This is a genomic window from Algoriphagus ratkowskyi, from assembly GCF_002150505.1.
Taxonomy (GTDB): Bacteria; Bacteroidota; Bacteroidia; order Cytophagales; family Cyclobacteriaceae; genus Algoriphagus; species Algoriphagus ratkowskyi.
Genome location: NZ_MSSV01000025.1, coordinates 1 through 16,883 on the forward strand (window position 1 = coordinate 1; position 16,883 = coordinate 16,883).

A 16,883-nucleotide genomic window follows, 5' to 3' on the forward strand; every position below is an offset into this window, starting at 1 on the left:
ATATAAAATTTAAAATGTCGAACATCGAATGCTGAATGTCGAAGTTTTAACATAATCATAAACAAGAAATCTCAAATCTCAAATTAATAAACCCATGAGTTTAGCAAAAAAAGCTCTCGAACAAGGAGAAGGAATACTAAGATTAACACCAACCTGGGTGCCTCGGTCGTTTTGCGTACCAGGTAGAAGAATCAAGCTTCATCCAGACGATTATTATTGCCTAGGTGGCGAGCGTGGAGGGATCGACGAACGTTGGTTTTCTTCTACGACTCCTGCGGAAAATGGCCCGCTAACAAGCAAAAATGAAGGATTAAGCCACATCGCTTTAGAGGATGGTGAAAACACGGAACTTTTCCTATTGAAAGATGCCATTGATGAATTAGGAGCTGAAATCATCGGTAGCCGTCTTTGGGATAAATACAAGTCCTGGCCTATGTACTCCAAGTTTTTTGACAACATGGGGCCACTTCCACATCACATTCACCCAAGTGATGAGTTTGGAAAACTAACTGGTCAAAATGGTAAGCCGGAAGCTTATTATTTTCCACCTCAAGTAAATAATCATGGTGGGGATTTTCCATATACCTTTTTTGGAATCGCTCCAGGAACTTCAAAAGAAACTATTTTAGAGTGTCTGAAGAATTTCAATAAAGGCGATAATAAGATCACCAACTATTCTCAGGCTTTCAGATTACAGCCAGGCACTGGCTGGAATGTTCCTCCAGGAATGCTTCACGCTCCAGGTTCCTTGTGTACTTATGAGCCACAGAAAGCATCTGATATTTTTGCGATGTATCAATCCTTGGTGAATGAGGCAATTATTCCAGATGAGTTACTTTGGAATGCTACGCCAAAAGATAGGGTAGGAGACTTCGATCTGTTGGTAGAAATGATTGATTGGGACTTGAACGTCAATCCAAACATCGTGGATAATCATTACATGGAGCCAATTCCAGTGGAAGATAGAGCGGAGATGAATGCAAAAGGATATGATGACAAGTGGATTTGCTACCGTTCTCATGATTATAGTGCAAAAGAGTTGACTATTTTCCCAGGCCAGACGGTGACGATCACAGATGCTGCGGCTTATGGAATGATCATGATGCAGGGATATGGTAAAATGAACAACTGGGATATCGAAAGTCCAGCGCTTATTCGTTTTGGCCAGTTGACGCATGATGAGTATTTTGTTTCTGAAAAAGCTGCGCAAGCTGGTGTGAAAATCACTAACAATTCCAAAACTGATCCTATCGTAATGTTGAAGCATTTCGGACCTGATAATCCGGATTTGAAAGTGGTGGAATGAATTCAGATTTACGATTTTTGATTTACGACATCCTTACTAGTAGTAACCATCAAATGTGAAATCGACCAACAACTAATAACCAAAAACTAACATCCAACAACCAATAACCCCAAAAACATGAGTCAAAATAATTTCCCAAAACTACATAATGCTACCTGGCCAGGAATCGTGGGCAAAGGAGCTGATTCTGAACCTGTAATTCCTTTCGATACACTCTTGGAGATGACGGCAGCAGCTGAAGTTGATGGAGTTAAATTTGACGGATTGGATTTAGGACTACTTGATCCTCACTTTAAGTTAGATGATTCTGATGAGACTAAAATTTTAGCAGAAAAACTTCAAAAAAATAAGCTAGTTGCAGGATCACTGGTAGCCCCAATTTGGGCTGGCTCAGCGATGGGAACAGCAGATCAACGCAAGACTTTTGTGGACATGGTTCGCAAGGCCTGTGAATTTGGTAAGAAGCTCAGAGATCTTGGTGTTCGACCTTACGGTGTGATCAGAATAGATTCTGCTGCAGGCGTGGAAGATTGGGCAAAAGATCCTGCGGGTAATACTAAAATCATTGCAGAAACATTCCGTGAGGCATGTGATGTGGCAGCTGGTTATGGAGAAAAGCTTGCTACAGAAGGCGAAATTTGCTGGGGTGCGATGCATAGCTGGAAGCATATGGTGGAGCTACTAGAAATGGTAAATAGACCAAATATTGGTTTTCAGGCAGACATGTCACATACCTTCCTTTATACCATGGGATACAATGCTCCTGAGCATAGAATCCTACCAAAGGATGCCGATCTCAACGACCGTGAGGCTGTTAAAGCTGCGTTGAAAACAGTAACTGACGCACTGAGACCTTGGACTATTGATTTCCACGTAGCACAAAATGACGGATCAGTATTCGGTCAAGGCTCTCACGATAAGACAGGAAGACATTGCCAAGCAACTGATCCAAATGGAGTTTTGGATATTGCGCATGATGCTGGCTACTGGCTACGTGATGAAAAGGGTGAGTTGACCAAAGCTTTCAAGCATATCTGCTGGGATGGATGTATGTTCCCGAATGATGTAATGAATAACCAACAAACCTGGAATGATATCCTTGCAGCCTTGGTGAAAGTGAGAAATGCTCATGGATGGAAGGCTTAAAAAATTTCTTTATTTAACATTCAGCATTCATCATTCGAAATTTTAACTTAAGTCATTTACTACGATTTAATGATGAATATCGAATGTAGAATCAAGAATTCCGAAGTGAATTAGAACAATAAATAACTCAGATAATGAAAGAAAAGAAACATATAAGAATAGGTCTGATCGGAACTGGTCTGATGGGCCGAATACATACCAATGGATACAAGAGAGTACCGGATTTTTTTCCAGAGTATGAGTACGTTCCAGTTTTGCAGGCTTGCTGCTCCAGAAGAGCAGATAAAGCTCAGGCATTCGCTGATCAGTGGGGCTATAAGTCTGTAGAAACAGACTGGAGAGAATTGCTGAAACGGGATGATATCGATGCAGTGGATATTTGTACTCCAAATGATACACACGCTGAGATCTCAATTGCTGCAGCTGCTGCGGGCAAAATGATTCTTTGTGAGAAGCCATTGGCTAGATCTATCAAAGAAGCACAAGGAATGGTGGAAGCAGTGGAAAAAGCTGGAGTGAAAAACACCGTTTGGTATAACTACAGAAGAATACCGGCTGTGACATTGGCGAAACAAATTGTTGCCTCAGGCAAATTGGGCAAGATTTTCCATTACCGAGCAAATTTCCTTCAGGATTGGACGATCAGTCCAGATTTGCCTCAAGGTGGAGATGCATTATGGAGATTGGATGCTGACGCTGCAGGTTCCGGTGTGACTGGCGATTTGCTGGCTCATTGCATAGATACCGCGATGTGGCTGAATGGCGGCATCAAAGATGTCTCTGCCATGACTGAGACTTTCATTAAAGAGCGAGTACATCAGAGTACAGGTGAGAAGAAAAAAGTAACTATCGATGACGCTTGTCTATTCCATTGTCATTTTGAAAACGGTTCTTTAGGCTTATTTGAAGCAACTCGCTATGCTAGAGGGCACAAGGCACTTTATACGTTCGAGATCAACGGAGAGCATGCTTCCATTCGTTGGGACTTACATGATTTGACTCGTTTGGAGTATTTCGATCATGCAGATGAAAGCCAAGTTCGTGGTTGGAGATCCATACACGTGACTGACGGAGACCATCCTTACATGGATAGATGGTGGATTCCAGGTACTTCTATCGGTTATGAGCACTCATTTGTACATCAGGTGGCTGATTTCTTTAAAAGCTTAGAAACTGGTGAATCTTGTCATCCTACGTTCCGTGATGCATTTGAGACGCAGAAAGTTTGCGAAGCTGTAATCGACTCGGCAAATGAGAGAGCTTGGAAGGATACTGGAGTGGATTGGATAGAGAAAGTTTGAAAGGCTGAACTATAAAATCAGAAAGTCTAAAAAATAGAAAAAGCAGGAAAGGGATCTCTTTCCTGCTTTTTGGTTTGATAGGTATAGTTAAATCTATTAAAAGAACTGCTTCATTTTTTTCAATCCTGTATTAGCAACTAGCTGCGCGTCTTGCGCCCAATAGGTTTCATTGAAGACTTCAAGAGACAGGATTTTATTCCCTCCCATAGCTTTCAGCGTTGCTGCGATTTCCTTCATTGGCCCAATTCCATCTCCAGGATAAACTCTGTCGCTGTCTTTCTGCTCTAACCTAGGCTTGGAAGTGAAATCATTCATGTGAAAGACTTCAATAGCATTTCCATTCACTAGTTTTAAGCCTTCGAACCCAGATCCTCCTCGGAACAAGTGATAGACGTCTGGAAGAATTCGAGCATCAGGATCATTGGCTGCAGCTGCTGTAGCCAGCGCCTGTCCAAGCTGATGGAATGGGTCGTAAGCTCCCCAGAATTCCAATTGAGGCATTACACCAGTTTTTCTTCCTAAGTCTAATAAACTAGCATATTGCTCGCCAGCAGCCAATAAATCTATTGGGGCTGTGGCTCCAATTGCAGGAGCAGCTATTCTCTTGCATCCAATAGCCGCGAGCATCGCCATTTCTTTTTCCATTTGCTCAAATCCTGCCTTACTTTTTTCCACCTCCTGCGCCATCCATGGTGCAAAGCCAATTGCATTCACAGGAATAATTTTAGCATCGACAAATAGCTTTTTTAGCGATGCTAAAGATTTCCCAGTTTTTAAATAAGCATCTAACTCTGAGATCCAAAGTTCTATACCATCGTATCCAGCTTTGGCCGCAATTTCTATGATTTGTGGAAGGTCAAGTTTTTGACCACGAAGCGTACTGGTATTCAAAGAGAATTGTATTGTTGCTTCCTTTTTTTTCGTCGTTGAAGCAAAGACAGGTACTAGAGGAATAGCAGTAGCTCCAAGTGCAATTGATTTGAGTAGGTTTCTTCTTTTCATGTGTTTATATTTTGTTATTAATAGGCCATCCTGTCCCGATAATTATCGGGAGTTATGGGGAGGAATCACGCATGGAATATACCCGTCCCTCTATTTGACGATTGAGTGATGCTCGATCTCCTCTTACGTTTATTAAAAATTTAATAGGTGTAGTCCATTCAGATTCTATATTTGCCGTTTAGATTATTCCGTAAAAAAGAGAGATTAATCTAGTCTACTATAGTATCGAACATATGCTAAAAATAAACTTTTTCACACCTTTTATTCTGTTTTTTATTTGGACTGCCAGCTCATTTGCACAGACACAGACTTATTTGTCCTTATATAAGGATCAGTTACCTTACTTCCAAGAACTCATTACAGGAGGGCAATATCGCGAGCCACCTTTGAACTATGAAGGGAGCCCGTATCACTTAGACAGGAAATTTGGTGAAGGCACATTGTCTATCAATAAAATCAGCTATACCGATGTGCCATTACTCTATGATGTGAATGCAGATGTAGTGATCACATTCCATCCTATACACAATCAAAAAATTCTGATTAAGCCTGAGAAAATTGAAGAATTTCAATTAAAGGATGGAAGTGTATTTAGAAAATTGGCTGGAAATGAATCCTACAATCTCAATAAAAATGGGTTCTACCGTGTATTAAATGATGGGGAAATTAAAGTCTTGATCAAGTATTACAAGTATATAGATCCAACCAAGACAGTGGGCAAATACACACATGCATTTTTAGAAAAGGATGATTATTTCTACTGGTACGACGATAAATTCGTGTTAATACGAAAGAAGAAGCAGGCTATAGAGAGTTTGGGTTTAAGGAAGAAAGACGTGAAAAAGTATTTTAAAGGAAAGTCTATTTATTTTTCGACAGAAAAGGAAAGATATATCCAAGAATTGGCTGTACTAAGAGAAAGTCAGTCTGATACCTTCAATGGTTTTGTCAAATGAGAAAAATACTACTACTAATTTTGGCAGTTTGTTTTTTCGCAGAATTGAAAGCTCAAACAAGCCCCACCAAGTTGTCTGGGACATATTTGGGGATGACTTTTGAAAGATTTACGCAGAGAATTGAATCTGAATCTGAGTATAAATTCCACTTCAAAAAAAGTGATATAGAAAATGTCCAAGTCAATCTGCAGGCAAAGGATTCGGATATCAGGATGATATTGAATCAAATCTTTGCAGAGACTGGCTTGACTTACTCCATAGATTCTTCTAATAGGATTTGGGTGAGCAAAGGACGAAGAATACAAATCGAATTTCCCAAAGATTATTTCTTGGTTCAGGAAAGACAGGATAATCTGGCAAAAGCTGGAGATTCTCTAAGTGCTTTTGATAAGAATAAACGCTTTGTAATCGGGACATCCGCTACAAATCCTCAATCTAAGACGGCTATTTTGAGTGGCATAGTGTCGAGCATTGAATCTGGCAAAGCGATGAGCGGAGCTATAGTTTTAGAAAAAGTTGAATATAAACAGATAGCGACAGATCAAAACGGAAGATATCAGTTGACTCTTCCCAAAGGCAGACATACAATTTGGGTGCAAAACATAGGAGGTTTTCAAGAGCAGCGTCAGATTGACTTGAAAGGAGATGGTGTATTAAATATGAGTATCGAAGAGACGATACTTTCGCTTGATGAAGTAGTGGTCAGCTCAGGAGCGCTTTCTAATGTCAACAAACTTGACATGGGCGTGCAGTCTATCACCATAGCAGAGGTGAAAAGACTACCAGCCGTGATGGGTGAGGTAGATGTACTCAAGGGTATATTGACTATGCCTGGGGTGAATACCGTAGGAGAAGCCTCATCTGGATTTAATGTCCGTGGTGGTGCGGCTGATCAAAATTTGATCTTGTACGGCAACTCTACAATTTTCAACCCAACTCATGCTTTCGGCTTTTTTTCCGCATTCAATGCAGATATTGTAAACGGCGTGGAGCTTTACAAAGGGTCAATACCAGTGAATTATGGAGGTAGGCTTTCCTCGGTGTTGCAAGTAGATCCGAAGTTTGGTAGATCCGACAAAATAGGTGGATCCGGAGGGATAGGGATTCTGACAAGCAGGCTAAGTTTGGACGGACCAATAGGGGACAAAACAAATTTTATAGTAGGAGGAAGAACGACCTATTCTGATTGGGCATTGAATCTCCTGGACGAAGAAGCAGACCTGAATGATAGTAAAGTCACTTTCTATGACATCAATGCGAATATTCAGCATACTTTCAATGAAAAGAACTCACTGGAATTAACAGCTTATCTGAGTCAGGATGATTTTCAATTTGATCCTGATACCACCTATTCCTACCAAAATATAAATGTAGCACTGGGTTGGAAGCACTTTTTCAACGATGAGTTGGAAGGAAGATTTACTGTGGGAAGTGATAATTATGAATTTGGTATAGTGGGACAGGATAATCCCCTAAATTCTTTCGCGTTTGGCTTCGATGTTCAACAGATTTTTGCGAAGGCGGATTTTGAATACAGAAAGAATGAGAAGCATATCATGAACTTTGGTATTCATGGAATTAAATACACTTTGAATCCGGGAAGAAACCAGCCATATGGTTCTGAATCTATCGTCATAGATAAGGTATTAGATCAGGAGAATGCCCGCGAGTTTTCAATTTATTTTGGAGATGAATTTGTCGTTTCTGAAAAGCTTTCCCTAAGCTACGGAGGAAGATATATGCTTTATCAGTTGCTAGGGCCTGCAACGGTGAATTTATATGTGCCTGGAGCTCCTATCACTGAAAGTAATTTGATAGGAGAGGAGACTTACGATATGGGCAAAACTGTACAGACCTATCAAGGGCCGGAGGTCCGAATTTCGGCTAGATATACCTTGGATAATAGATCTTCTGTGAAAGCTGGTTTCAATACCATGAGACAGAACATTCACTTATTGTCAAATACTTCCTCCATTTCCCCTACAGATTCTTGGAAATTGAGTGATGCTTACATCAAACCACAGACAGGAGGTCAAGCTTCTGTGGGGTATTACCGTAATCTTGCTAAAAACAAGCTGGAATTTTCTACGGAGGTTTACTATCGATACATGGCTAATCTGCTAGACTATAGATCTGGAGCCAATATTATCCTCAATGAAAGTATAGAACAAGACGTATTGAATTCAGATGGTAAGGCATATGGTCTAGAATTATTACTGAAGAAAAGTACAGGGTCGCTTAAAGGCTCCATTGCCTACACTTATTCTCGCTCATTGATGAAAACCTCTGATGAGCCAAGCATAGAGAAGATAAATAACGGAGCATATTATTCCAGCAATTTTGATCAACCTCATCACTTGGTACTGACTGCCAATTATGAGTTGAGTAAACGGGTAAATACTTCCCTGGGAGTAAATTACAGTACCGGTCGGCCAATTACTTTACCTATCTCTAAGTTTGACTATGCTGGCTCGGAGCGAGTATACTTCTCTGATCGTAATGCATATAGAATCCCTGATTACTTCAGAGTAGACTTTTCGGTCAACATAGAAGGAAGTCACAAAATCAAGAAGCTGGCACATTCCTCCTGGTCACTTGGAGTGTACAATCTTCTTGGCAGAAGCAATCCATATTCGGTGTATTACACTCCAGTAGAAGGACAGCTGCGTGGTTATCAATTGTCGATATTTGCTCAGCCAATCCCATTTATTACATACAATTTCCGTTTCTGATGAATAGACTAGTTCCAGTTATATTGTTCTGCATTCTATTCATCACTGGGTGTAGAGAACCATTCAATCCGGATATTGATCCTACAGATTTATCTGTTTTGGTAGTAGAAGGATATTTAGATACGGAAGGGTTGCCAAGCATATTGAAGCTTAGTTATACTAGGAATATCCAGACAGATGGGTCTAATTCTCTTAATTATCCAGGTGCTGCAGTTTCACTGAGATCAGAATCAGGAGCAGAATACCCATTAACTTCTTTAGGTTTTGGTCAGTTTGAATTTGCATATGATATTCCCGAACAGGAGAATTACAGACTTCATATTTTCACCAATGATGGGCTAAGCTATACCTCCGAGCTCATCAAGCCTATTATTACTCCAGAGATTATCGATGTGGGAGTGGTGAAAAATGAGAAAGGAGCAGAGATATATCTTACTACCAAGGGTGACGAGAATGCCGATGATTTCCTTTGGACCTATGAGGAAACGTATGCTTTCCGACCAAAAATTTCTACTCCTTACAAATATGATTCAGCTTCTAAGGATGTAATCATTCGAGCTCTAGACGATAGAACTAATTTATGCTATCGAGGAGATGTCAGCTCGGCTCTGATATTAGAAACCTCTTCAAGATTTGAGGGTCAATTTGTGTTTAGACAGTCGATAACTCAGATCTTGCAGGATGACGAGAGACTTTCTGTTCGTTACAGTATTTTGATTTCACAAAAAGCGCTAGATAAGAAAGCATCTGAGTTCTGGGAGATTCTTCGAAAAAACACGAATGATCTCGGCTCAATTTTCAGTCCATTACCATCGACTATCGGTGGGAATATTAAGAATGATCAAGATCCCAACGTTCCGGTAGTTGGTTTTGTGAGTTTAGGGACTGTTCAGCAAAAGCGATTGTTTGTAGACGCTCAGGAAGTAATTCCATGGAGAGCAGTAGAACCAGATTATTTCAATTGTTTTGTAGAACCCGATACCATTATGAAAATCAACTATCCACTCGCCTTCACTACAGGTACCTTTGTGCCAGTGGTTGCGGTAATTCCTGAAGGGGCATATGATCCAATAGGTTTCCAAGGGGCAGTTAGACGTTGTACGGATTGTACGCTAAGAGGAGTGAATGTGAAACCAGATTTCTGGGAGGATTGATATGAGCTATACCATTAAATTTCCCGTTTTTCTTTGCTTACTCCTTGTTCTAGCAAAGGGTGCGATGGCTCAAAATGTTAGCTATGAGACCGTCAATTTCTCAATTCCCAAAACTATATTTTTTGGGGGTGAGCGAGTTTGGATAGCGAGTCAGGCTACTCAGGGAGATTTTCCTGCTGAGTCAAAGATTATTTATGCCGAACTAGTCAATAGGTATAATGAGTCAGTTGCTATTGCAAAGATGTCCTTAGAAGAGGGTAGAAGCTTTAACTTTTTACAGCTTCCCCTTAATCTTCCCTCAGATAATTATCTCCTGCGGGTATTTTCTAGGGTGAGTCCATATCAAAATTTGGAGGAAGGTTTGGTGCAGCAGTTCATCACGGTGTTTAATAGAACTGTTCCTCCGACGGTTGTCGCTAAGCGAACAAGTGTTCCCCTATCTCAAGAGCCAAATGGAATTACCCTGTCTCAGGATGTGAATTCCGCGGGATCCACCTTGGTAATAACGCTTCCTAAAGACGTAGAAATTACTGAAGTAAGTGTGTCATCAGTGAATCCATTTTTGACAGATCTGGGAAAGATTTCCTCTGCCAGAGTTTATGAATCTATAGAAAAACATAGCTTAATTCCTGAACTTTTCGGGCATGTCATCGAAGCTAAACTTGAGGATGCAGCGGTGGATACGACACAGTTGTATTACTTGTCACTACACGGTGAAAAGTCTGCACTCTTTACTGATCGACCAGACGCCGAAGGGACCTTATTCTTTGATACTGGAGGAATGAAAAACTGGAAATATTTAGTTGCTCAAGCTGATGGAAATGGTAGCCTTTTAGATTTTGGAATTATCTCCCCCGCACCCGTAACTCATTACAAATCCAATTTCACTTTTCCAGAACTCGTAATAAGTCCTGAAGATCAGGAATATCTTAATGAGTTATTGAAAGGAGGGCAAGTTGAAGGTTATTTTGTAAATGAATTTGAGGCTACCTTATTTCCAGTTGTGACGGGGTTTGTAGAAGATAGAACTTATTTATTGGATGACTACACTAGATTCGAAACTGTCGAGATTGTGGTCAAAGAATACATTCAGGAGATTTCTGCAAAGACAATCAAGAAGAAGAAGGAGTTTAGATCCTTGGATGAGGTTCTGGGTACTAGTTTTGATTCCAATCCACTCATGCTCATTGATGCATTGCCAATTTTCGATTCGGATTTACTAGCATCTTTTGACCCGAAAGAATTTAAGTCTTTAGACGTATTGACCCGTACTTTTTTCCTCAACGAGGAAAAATTCCCCGGTGTGATGAGCTTCAGCTCTTACAAGAATGACTTCGGAGGATTTCCTATACCTTCTAATGGTATTTACTTAGACTACGAGGGAATTCAACCTAAAGTGGTTTCAGCAGGATCGCTATTTGATGCTCCTACACAAGACAAGAATATTATGGATTGGAGAACTGTGCTATTCTGGTCAGCAATTCCTGAGACTGCTCCGATAAGTAATTCTATTGAAATCAACATTCCAGAGACGAAAGGTAACTTTCAGGTTACTGTTAAAACTAAGACAGCACAAGGAGAATCGAAGGAATACCTGAGGAATTTTCAAGTCAAATAAAGTCTTCTCAAATGATGTTTAGAACACTTGCTGTTCCGAATCTGCAATTCTGAGCTTTCATCCTAAGATTTTTTATCCGAATTGAGTTGACGAACTAATCGTTTTTACGCTTTAACTCACGGTTCACGAAGTCATTCACTTTAGCTTCATAACCTCCTGTGTATTCAGGAACCAGTGTTTTTTTCTCTGGAAAAGATTCCATGTGTATCGTCTGTGTAGGGAATGCGAAGCGTACTCCAATAGAATTGGCAAGTTTCACGATTTGCACCAATATCTCATGTCTGCACTGAAGTTCCTCTCCCCATGAGGGTACTTCAAAGAAAATGTAAAACATGATGTCTTGACTGAACGAAGAAAGCTGATTGAAATAGATATGAAACATATCCTTTCTTGTGTGTGGATGAGCGAGGACGATTTCACGAAGTCCTTTCACAAACTCATCAATCAACTCAGGAGGTGTGTCATAGGTAATGGTCAGCGTAGTATAGAACCGTCTGTATTGACGAAGTCCATGATTATCCAGGATAGAATCGGCGATTTTCCCATTAGGCACATACATCAGCGAATTTCTGAAGGTTCGGATACGGGTGGATCTAAATCCAACTTCTTCCACAGTACCGTCGATTTCCCCAGATGTGATCCAATCGCCCACTTGGAAAGGCTTATCTATGAAAATCATCACTGATCCGAAGAAGTTTTTGATCGTATCCTGAGCAGCCAAAGCTATTGCTACACCACCTATGGAAAGTCCTGTCAAGAAGGGGATGATATCTAGGTTCAGGCCATCTTTGAGAATAAACAAAGTTCCCACTATGATGACAAAAGCCTTGAGCGTTTTGCGCATCAATGGCACTAACTGATCGTCAAGTGTGGATTCGGTTTTTGTAGCTAACTTGGTGAAATAAGCTGCAACCACATCTGCCAATTTGTAGAAAATAATAGTGATTAGGAATGGTTTTAGCGTTCGTATCACGATCAAAATCCATGACCAAATCTCAATCGGAAGTTGTAGTACTCGGATGAATAGGGATAGCAGTACGACGATGAGGTAGATGCTAATCACACGGGCGACGGGCAGAATATAATTTTCTCCTATTTTCCCGTAACCAAACCGCTGGAAGAGATAAAGTATCAACCTATCTACTACCAGTGTGAAAAACCAATGCGAGAGGAAGACTAGTAAAAGAAGGGTAAATAAACCAATAAGTTGCCAAAGGTGAAGTCCTAAATATTCCTCATTTCCAATTTTTGGTAATATGTTGAGCAGTTTTGCTGTACCATAAGGGTAAGTTTCTGAATGAAGCTCGTCTATCTGGCTTACACTGAATGCAGAATATTTCCATGTGTCACCGGTCTTCTGGAGGAAAATTCCTGGGAGAATTTTTTTGTCGAAATAATAGATGTTTTCATTTGAAGCGGAAGTGCTATCAAAATAGTTTTGTTCGTTTGGGATTTCGTTTGTACGTATTAACATACCCTTTCCCTCAAAAATCTGCTTCAGTTTTACAGCTAGACTCTCACCATTTCCATCCTTAAAATTAGAAAGATCAAGAGCCTTGGCGGCTTTTTCTGGCTGATAATTTCCCTCCTCTAGGTGATAGAAAAATGAAAGTGTGGTATGATAGGGAGAGCTAAGGTTGACTGAATTTCCTACCTGAAAAGTTTCAAGATTGTCAGAAACCAGTTGTGCAAAAGTAGTGTTGCCAATCCAAATAAATAAGGATACTAGTAAAAGGTACTTTTTAAGCATTAGATGTTCTGGTGATTTTTCGCAAGTTAGCCAAACAAGTGGCGTTGCCCAAGAGAATCTAGATATGCCTAATCTGCCAACTGGAATTCCGTGAGGGTGGATCCACTTATTGTTCTGATCAAGTATTGCCCTAAGGATGACTGATAAGTGATCTGAATAGGGCCGGTGCTTTCTAATGGCATAGTAGTCTGAAGGTTTCCTTTGAGGTCAAAGAGGTAGCAAAATTCTTGAGTGAGGTCTGTGATGGCAAATAGTTGCCTTTCTGAGCCAAAATCAAAGAATTGATACACCAAGTTTTCTGCGGAAACCCGTGTTGTAAAAAGTGGTTTTTCGTTCCTGTCAAGTACGCTCACTTCGTTATATTGACGTGAGATAAAGACAAAATCATTATGCTTTTGATCTGGAACAAGCAAGAATTCACTATCACGATCATTTTTGATCAGTTGATTTCGGTATCCTATTTCTCCATTGAAATTGGTGTGAATTACTTCCCCGTTTTTTGTAATTCCGACGAGCTGCGTGGATCTTGATTTGGGATCTCTCCAAGCGATCAAGCCAGATTTAAATGATTCGCCAAGTTTGATGGCAGATCCAGATTGGTTTTCTCCTCTTCTATTGAAAAGTTGAAGGTTTCCGTTTTCTGTCAAAGCGACCATGTAATCTCCCATACCAGGGACACGGTAGTGTGCCGGAGAGCCGATAGTTTTGGAACCTAGTCTATTTGGATCCCAGCCTTCCAGTTTTTCTCCAGTTTTATCAAGTAGGTATAAATCACCTTCTTCTGTACTGATGAAATACCGATAATCTTTATTGTTGCTGTAGTCAATTAGATTTAAGTGACTGATCTTCTCCCCGCTTATACTGATAGGATAGGTCGGAAGTGGATCTCCCAATCTATCTATTCCATAGATTTTGTCCTGTGTGGCGACAAGCAACTGGAGCTTTCCGTTTTTGTAATAATCAATTTGAAAAACATCTGATACGATAGGGCCGGAGAGTTGCTCTGAGTAAACTTCCTGGCCTGCAGAATTGATCAGGTGGAGGACATTGTTTTGATCCTGTACTAGTAAATCCTCGGTGTTGTCCTGATAATTAATGATAGACTTAGGCCCATAGGTTAATCGCTGATCTACTGATATTCTTTTACTCGGTTGCAAAGAGATTGCACCTGTTGTTTCAATAGTTGGCGTGGACCTTCCATCATATGGAAAGCTAAGTGTGCCCTCTGTTCTTCCTTGGATTTGGTTGATTTTAAATGAAATCCACGGGAAAGATTGGAATGCTTCTGCATATTTCTGTAGGAAAGAGCTCCACGATGGATTGGCTTTTTTAGTCCAAGACTCCCAAATCTGATCCGTCAGATATAATCTGCTGAATCCTGAAGTTGGGCTCAAATCCTTTTTGGCAAGCGGCGCTCTGGATTTGTCCCACGTACTTCCAGAGCGAAAGTCATCTAAGATGAGCTTCATTGCCTGTTGGGAATTTGTAAAAATCAGAATATCACTTTCTGAGGTGATGAATGTCTGTCCAAATCCCGGGAATTTACCAGCGAATAAATGAGCAGGAAATTCCTCCTCAGAAAGGAAGAGAATCTCATGACCCGAATAGAAATCTGAACCTTCATCACTTTCACTTTGCTGAAATTCTTTGAGTAGCTGGATTGCTGGAGCGGCATCTCTAGTGCGTGCCAATAATGCCAAATTCTGATCTGCTCCCCCAGCATTTTCTAGGTCTAGCAGATATAATTCTCCAGTGAAGCTATCAAGAAATCCTCTGTCTAGGAGGTTTCTTTGAATATCTCCGCTGAAAGTCGCTCGTGCTGTAAAAGCTCGATTGGTGATATTCTGCGTTTCGTAAATGCTAGCTAAATTGAATTGCGTAAGCGCTAAGGTACGATTGGAGACGACCGCTTCGATCGCGGCAAGGTTTGCTTGAATTGATGGTGTGAAATCCACTTCCTCATCATAAATCACCGGGCCTCTAAAAACCATTTGATTCTCTTCCAAATATAAATCCAAGGCTGCCACTCCAGGCATTATTTCCAATCCACCAATTGTGGCACTTTCTCTTTGTCCCCCGACTCCCTTCAGTAAATTCCCCAATCCTTTGCCATTTAGCAAGATCCGTCCTTCTGATTCTGAGTTATAGGAAATTGTCTTCATCAAGGAATAATAACTTTGTTGGTCTTCGTTCACATAGAAACGGATGGCCTCTTCAACAAGGAAGGAGGAGGAGGAAATCACAACCAAATCGCCAAGTAACGAAATGCTCCAAAGTCGGTTATTGTCCGAATCATAATATTCCATCACACCTGTATCAGAGTATAGCCTAGGTTGGAATCGTGATCCTGACGGGATTCTTTCTTTAATTTCGCTTATAAAATTTGTAGCTGTTGATGGGTTGAGATTTACCGTAAAAAGCAACTCGAAAGTTGCAATACCAGTAGAATGAAGACTGATGGTAGCTTGCTGGCCATTGAGGGATTTGGCGATTTCACCAGAGCCGCCGTTCAAACTGTCCAAAGTGATGAGTTGAGCAGATAATCTTTGGAAAGCGGGGAAAGTTTTTAATATCTCCCACACAGGATCATTTACAAGAGTGTTCCATTGATCTGCACCCTCATATGTTTCAAAAACAAAAACTGCATTTTGGCTAATTACCTCTAAACTATTGACTTGGCGAGATGAAAAGTAGGATTTGTAGATCCAGAATCCGCCTCCAGCTAGGAGAAGGGTGATAAAAAGTATAAGTAGGCTTTTCCAGATCTTCACAGGCTCACGAATGATTCAGTCGGCATATTACAATAATCAGACCTAAGAAACCCTCACAAAAGCAAGAGAATCTCAGGTCTGATGTATTAAAAATTACTAAAATTATTTACCTAGGTTGTTCAAAACTTCCATTACTTCTTTCACGTGACCTCTAGAAGTCTCAAGAAGTGCTTTCTCTTCAGCATTTAGGTCTAGTTCCAATACTTTCTCTACACCATTTTTACCAAGAATAACTGGCACACCAAGGTAGCAATCGTCAATTCCATATTCTCCTTCTAGTTTGATACAAACAGGGAATACTCTTCTTTGATTTTTCAAGATTGCTTCTACCATTTGCGCAGCTGCAGCTCCTGGAGCATACCAAGCAGAAGTACCCATTAGTTTAACAAGCTCACCACCGCCAAACTTTGTTCTTTCAATGATCGCGTCAAGCTTATCCTTCGCCACCAATTCAGTCACTGGGATACCTGCTACTGTAGTATAGCGAGGAAGAGGCACCATCGTGTCACCATGGCCACCCATTAAGATTGCCTGGATTTCTTTCGGTGATACATTTAATTCCTCGGCAAGAAAAGCTCTATAACGTGCGGTATCCAAGATACCAGCCATACCGATTACTTTATTTCTAGAAATACCAGAAGTGATATGCGCTTGGTAAGTCATGACATCAAGTGGGTTAGATACCACAATGATGATTGCATTTGGAGAGTGTTTGATTACGTTCTCAGTCACAGACTTCACGATACCTGCATTGGTTTCGATCAGATCGTCTCGAGTCATTCCTGGCTTACGAGGAAGACCAGAAGTGATTACTACTACATCAGAATTAGCAGTTTTGCTATAATCGTTTGTGCTACCAATTGTACGGCTGTCGTATTGGTTGATAGGTGCCTTCTGGAAAATGTCAAGTGCTTTACCTTCAGCTACACCTTCTTTGATGTCAATTAATACGATTTCCTCAGCGATTTCGCGATAAGCCAATACATCGGCACAGGTTGCACCTACATTACCAGCTCCTACTACGGTTACTTTGCTCATTAGATTTATAGATTTTAATATGAATATTTTGCGTTAAAAAGTCGCGCTAAGTTATTAAACAATGCCTAGGATTCGAAACAGAGTACAGAATACTTTGGAAGTAATTCAG

Annotated in this window: 11 protein-coding genes; 7 read left to right on the forward strand and 4 right to left on the reverse strand. The window is 40.6% G+C overall.

Annotated elements, in window-relative coordinates:
• The first annotated feature begins 94 nt into the window (after positions 1–94).
• The 3 genes from BVH02_RS18865 (at position 95) to BVH02_RS18875 (ending at position 3,753) form a co-directional block, all read left to right on the forward strand.
• On the forward strand, positions 95–1,306 hold the full coding sequence (locus tag BVH02_RS18865) for a cupin domain-containing protein (RefSeq protein ID WP_086503028.1): 1,212 nt from the start codon (positions 95–97) through the stop codon (positions 1,304–1,306).
• 117 nt (positions 1,307–1,423) lie between these two features.
• The gene (locus BVH02_RS18870; RefSeq protein ID WP_086503029.1) at positions 1,424–2,452 is read left to right on the forward strand and encodes a sugar phosphate isomerase/epimerase family protein; all 1,029 of its coding nucleotides are present in this window, start codon (positions 1,424–1,426) and stop codon (positions 2,450–2,452) included.
• Between the two features lie 134 nt (positions 2,453–2,586).
• Positions 2,587–3,753, forward strand: a complete 1,167-nt coding sequence (locus tag BVH02_RS18875; protein WP_086503030.1) for a Gfo/Idh/MocA family protein — start codon at positions 2,587–2,589, stop codon at positions 3,751–3,753.
• Between the two features lie 96 nt (positions 3,754–3,849).
• Here the strand turns inward: BVH02_RS18875 and BVH02_RS18880 are convergent, their stop codons facing one another.
• Positions 3,850–4,755: a sugar phosphate isomerase/epimerase family protein gene (locus BVH02_RS18880; protein WP_086503031.1), complete on the reverse strand. Its 906-nt coding sequence runs from the start codon at positions 4,753–4,755 to the stop codon at positions 3,850–3,852.
• A 233-nt stretch (positions 4,756–4,988) separates the two neighbouring features.
• Between BVH02_RS18880 and BVH02_RS18885 the strand changes: the two genes are divergently transcribed.
• The 4 genes from BVH02_RS18885 (at position 4,989) to BVH02_RS18900 (ending at position 11,215) form a co-directional block, all read left to right on the forward strand.
• Positions 4,989–5,711, forward strand: coding sequence for a hypothetical protein (locus BVH02_RS18885; protein ID WP_086503032.1), 723 nt, complete (start codon positions 4,989–4,991; stop codon positions 5,709–5,711).
• A complete protein-coding gene (locus tag BVH02_RS18890; protein WP_086503033.1) occupies positions 5,708–8,443 on the forward strand; it encodes a TonB-dependent receptor in 2,736 nt (911 codons plus the stop codon). The genes BVH02_RS18885 and BVH02_RS18890 overlap by 4 nt, the downstream gene beginning before the upstream one ends.
• Positions 8,443–9,597 carry a DUF4249 domain-containing protein gene (locus tag BVH02_RS18895; protein WP_086503034.1) on the forward strand — a complete coding sequence of 385 codons (1,155 nt, stop codon included), beginning with the start codon at positions 8,443–8,445 and terminating at the stop codon, positions 9,595–9,597. The genes BVH02_RS18890 and BVH02_RS18895 overlap by 1 nt, the downstream gene beginning before the upstream one ends.
• Positions 9,598–9,661: 64 nt before the next feature.
• Positions 9,662–11,215 (forward strand): hypothetical protein, encoded by a 1,554-nt coding sequence (locus BVH02_RS18900; protein ID WP_143244253.1) that lies wholly within the window; start codon positions 9,662–9,664, stop codon positions 11,213–11,215.
• 94 nt (positions 11,216–11,309) lie between these two features.
• On the opposite strand, the gene BVH02_RS18905 is transcribed toward BVH02_RS18900, so the two are convergent.
• The 3 genes from BVH02_RS18905 to mdh all read right to left on the reverse strand — a co-directional run bounded on the left by BVH02_RS18905 (position 11,310) and on the right by mdh (position 16,774).
• Positions 11,310–12,965: a mechanosensitive ion channel family protein gene (locus BVH02_RS18905; RefSeq protein ID WP_086503036.1), complete on the reverse strand. Its 1,656-nt coding sequence runs from the start codon at positions 12,963–12,965 to the stop codon at positions 11,310–11,312.
• A gap of 68 nt (positions 12,966–13,033) precedes the next feature.
• A complete protein-coding gene (locus BVH02_RS18910; protein WP_086503037.1) occupies positions 13,034–15,736 on the reverse strand; it encodes a hypothetical protein in 2,703 nt (900 codons plus the stop codon).
• Between the two features lie 102 nt (positions 15,737–15,838).
• Positions 15,839–16,774, reverse strand: coding sequence for a malate dehydrogenase (gene mdh, locus BVH02_RS18915; RefSeq protein WP_086503038.1), 936 nt, complete (start codon positions 16,772–16,774; stop codon positions 15,839–15,841).
• Positions 16,775–16,883: the final 109 nt, after the last annotated feature.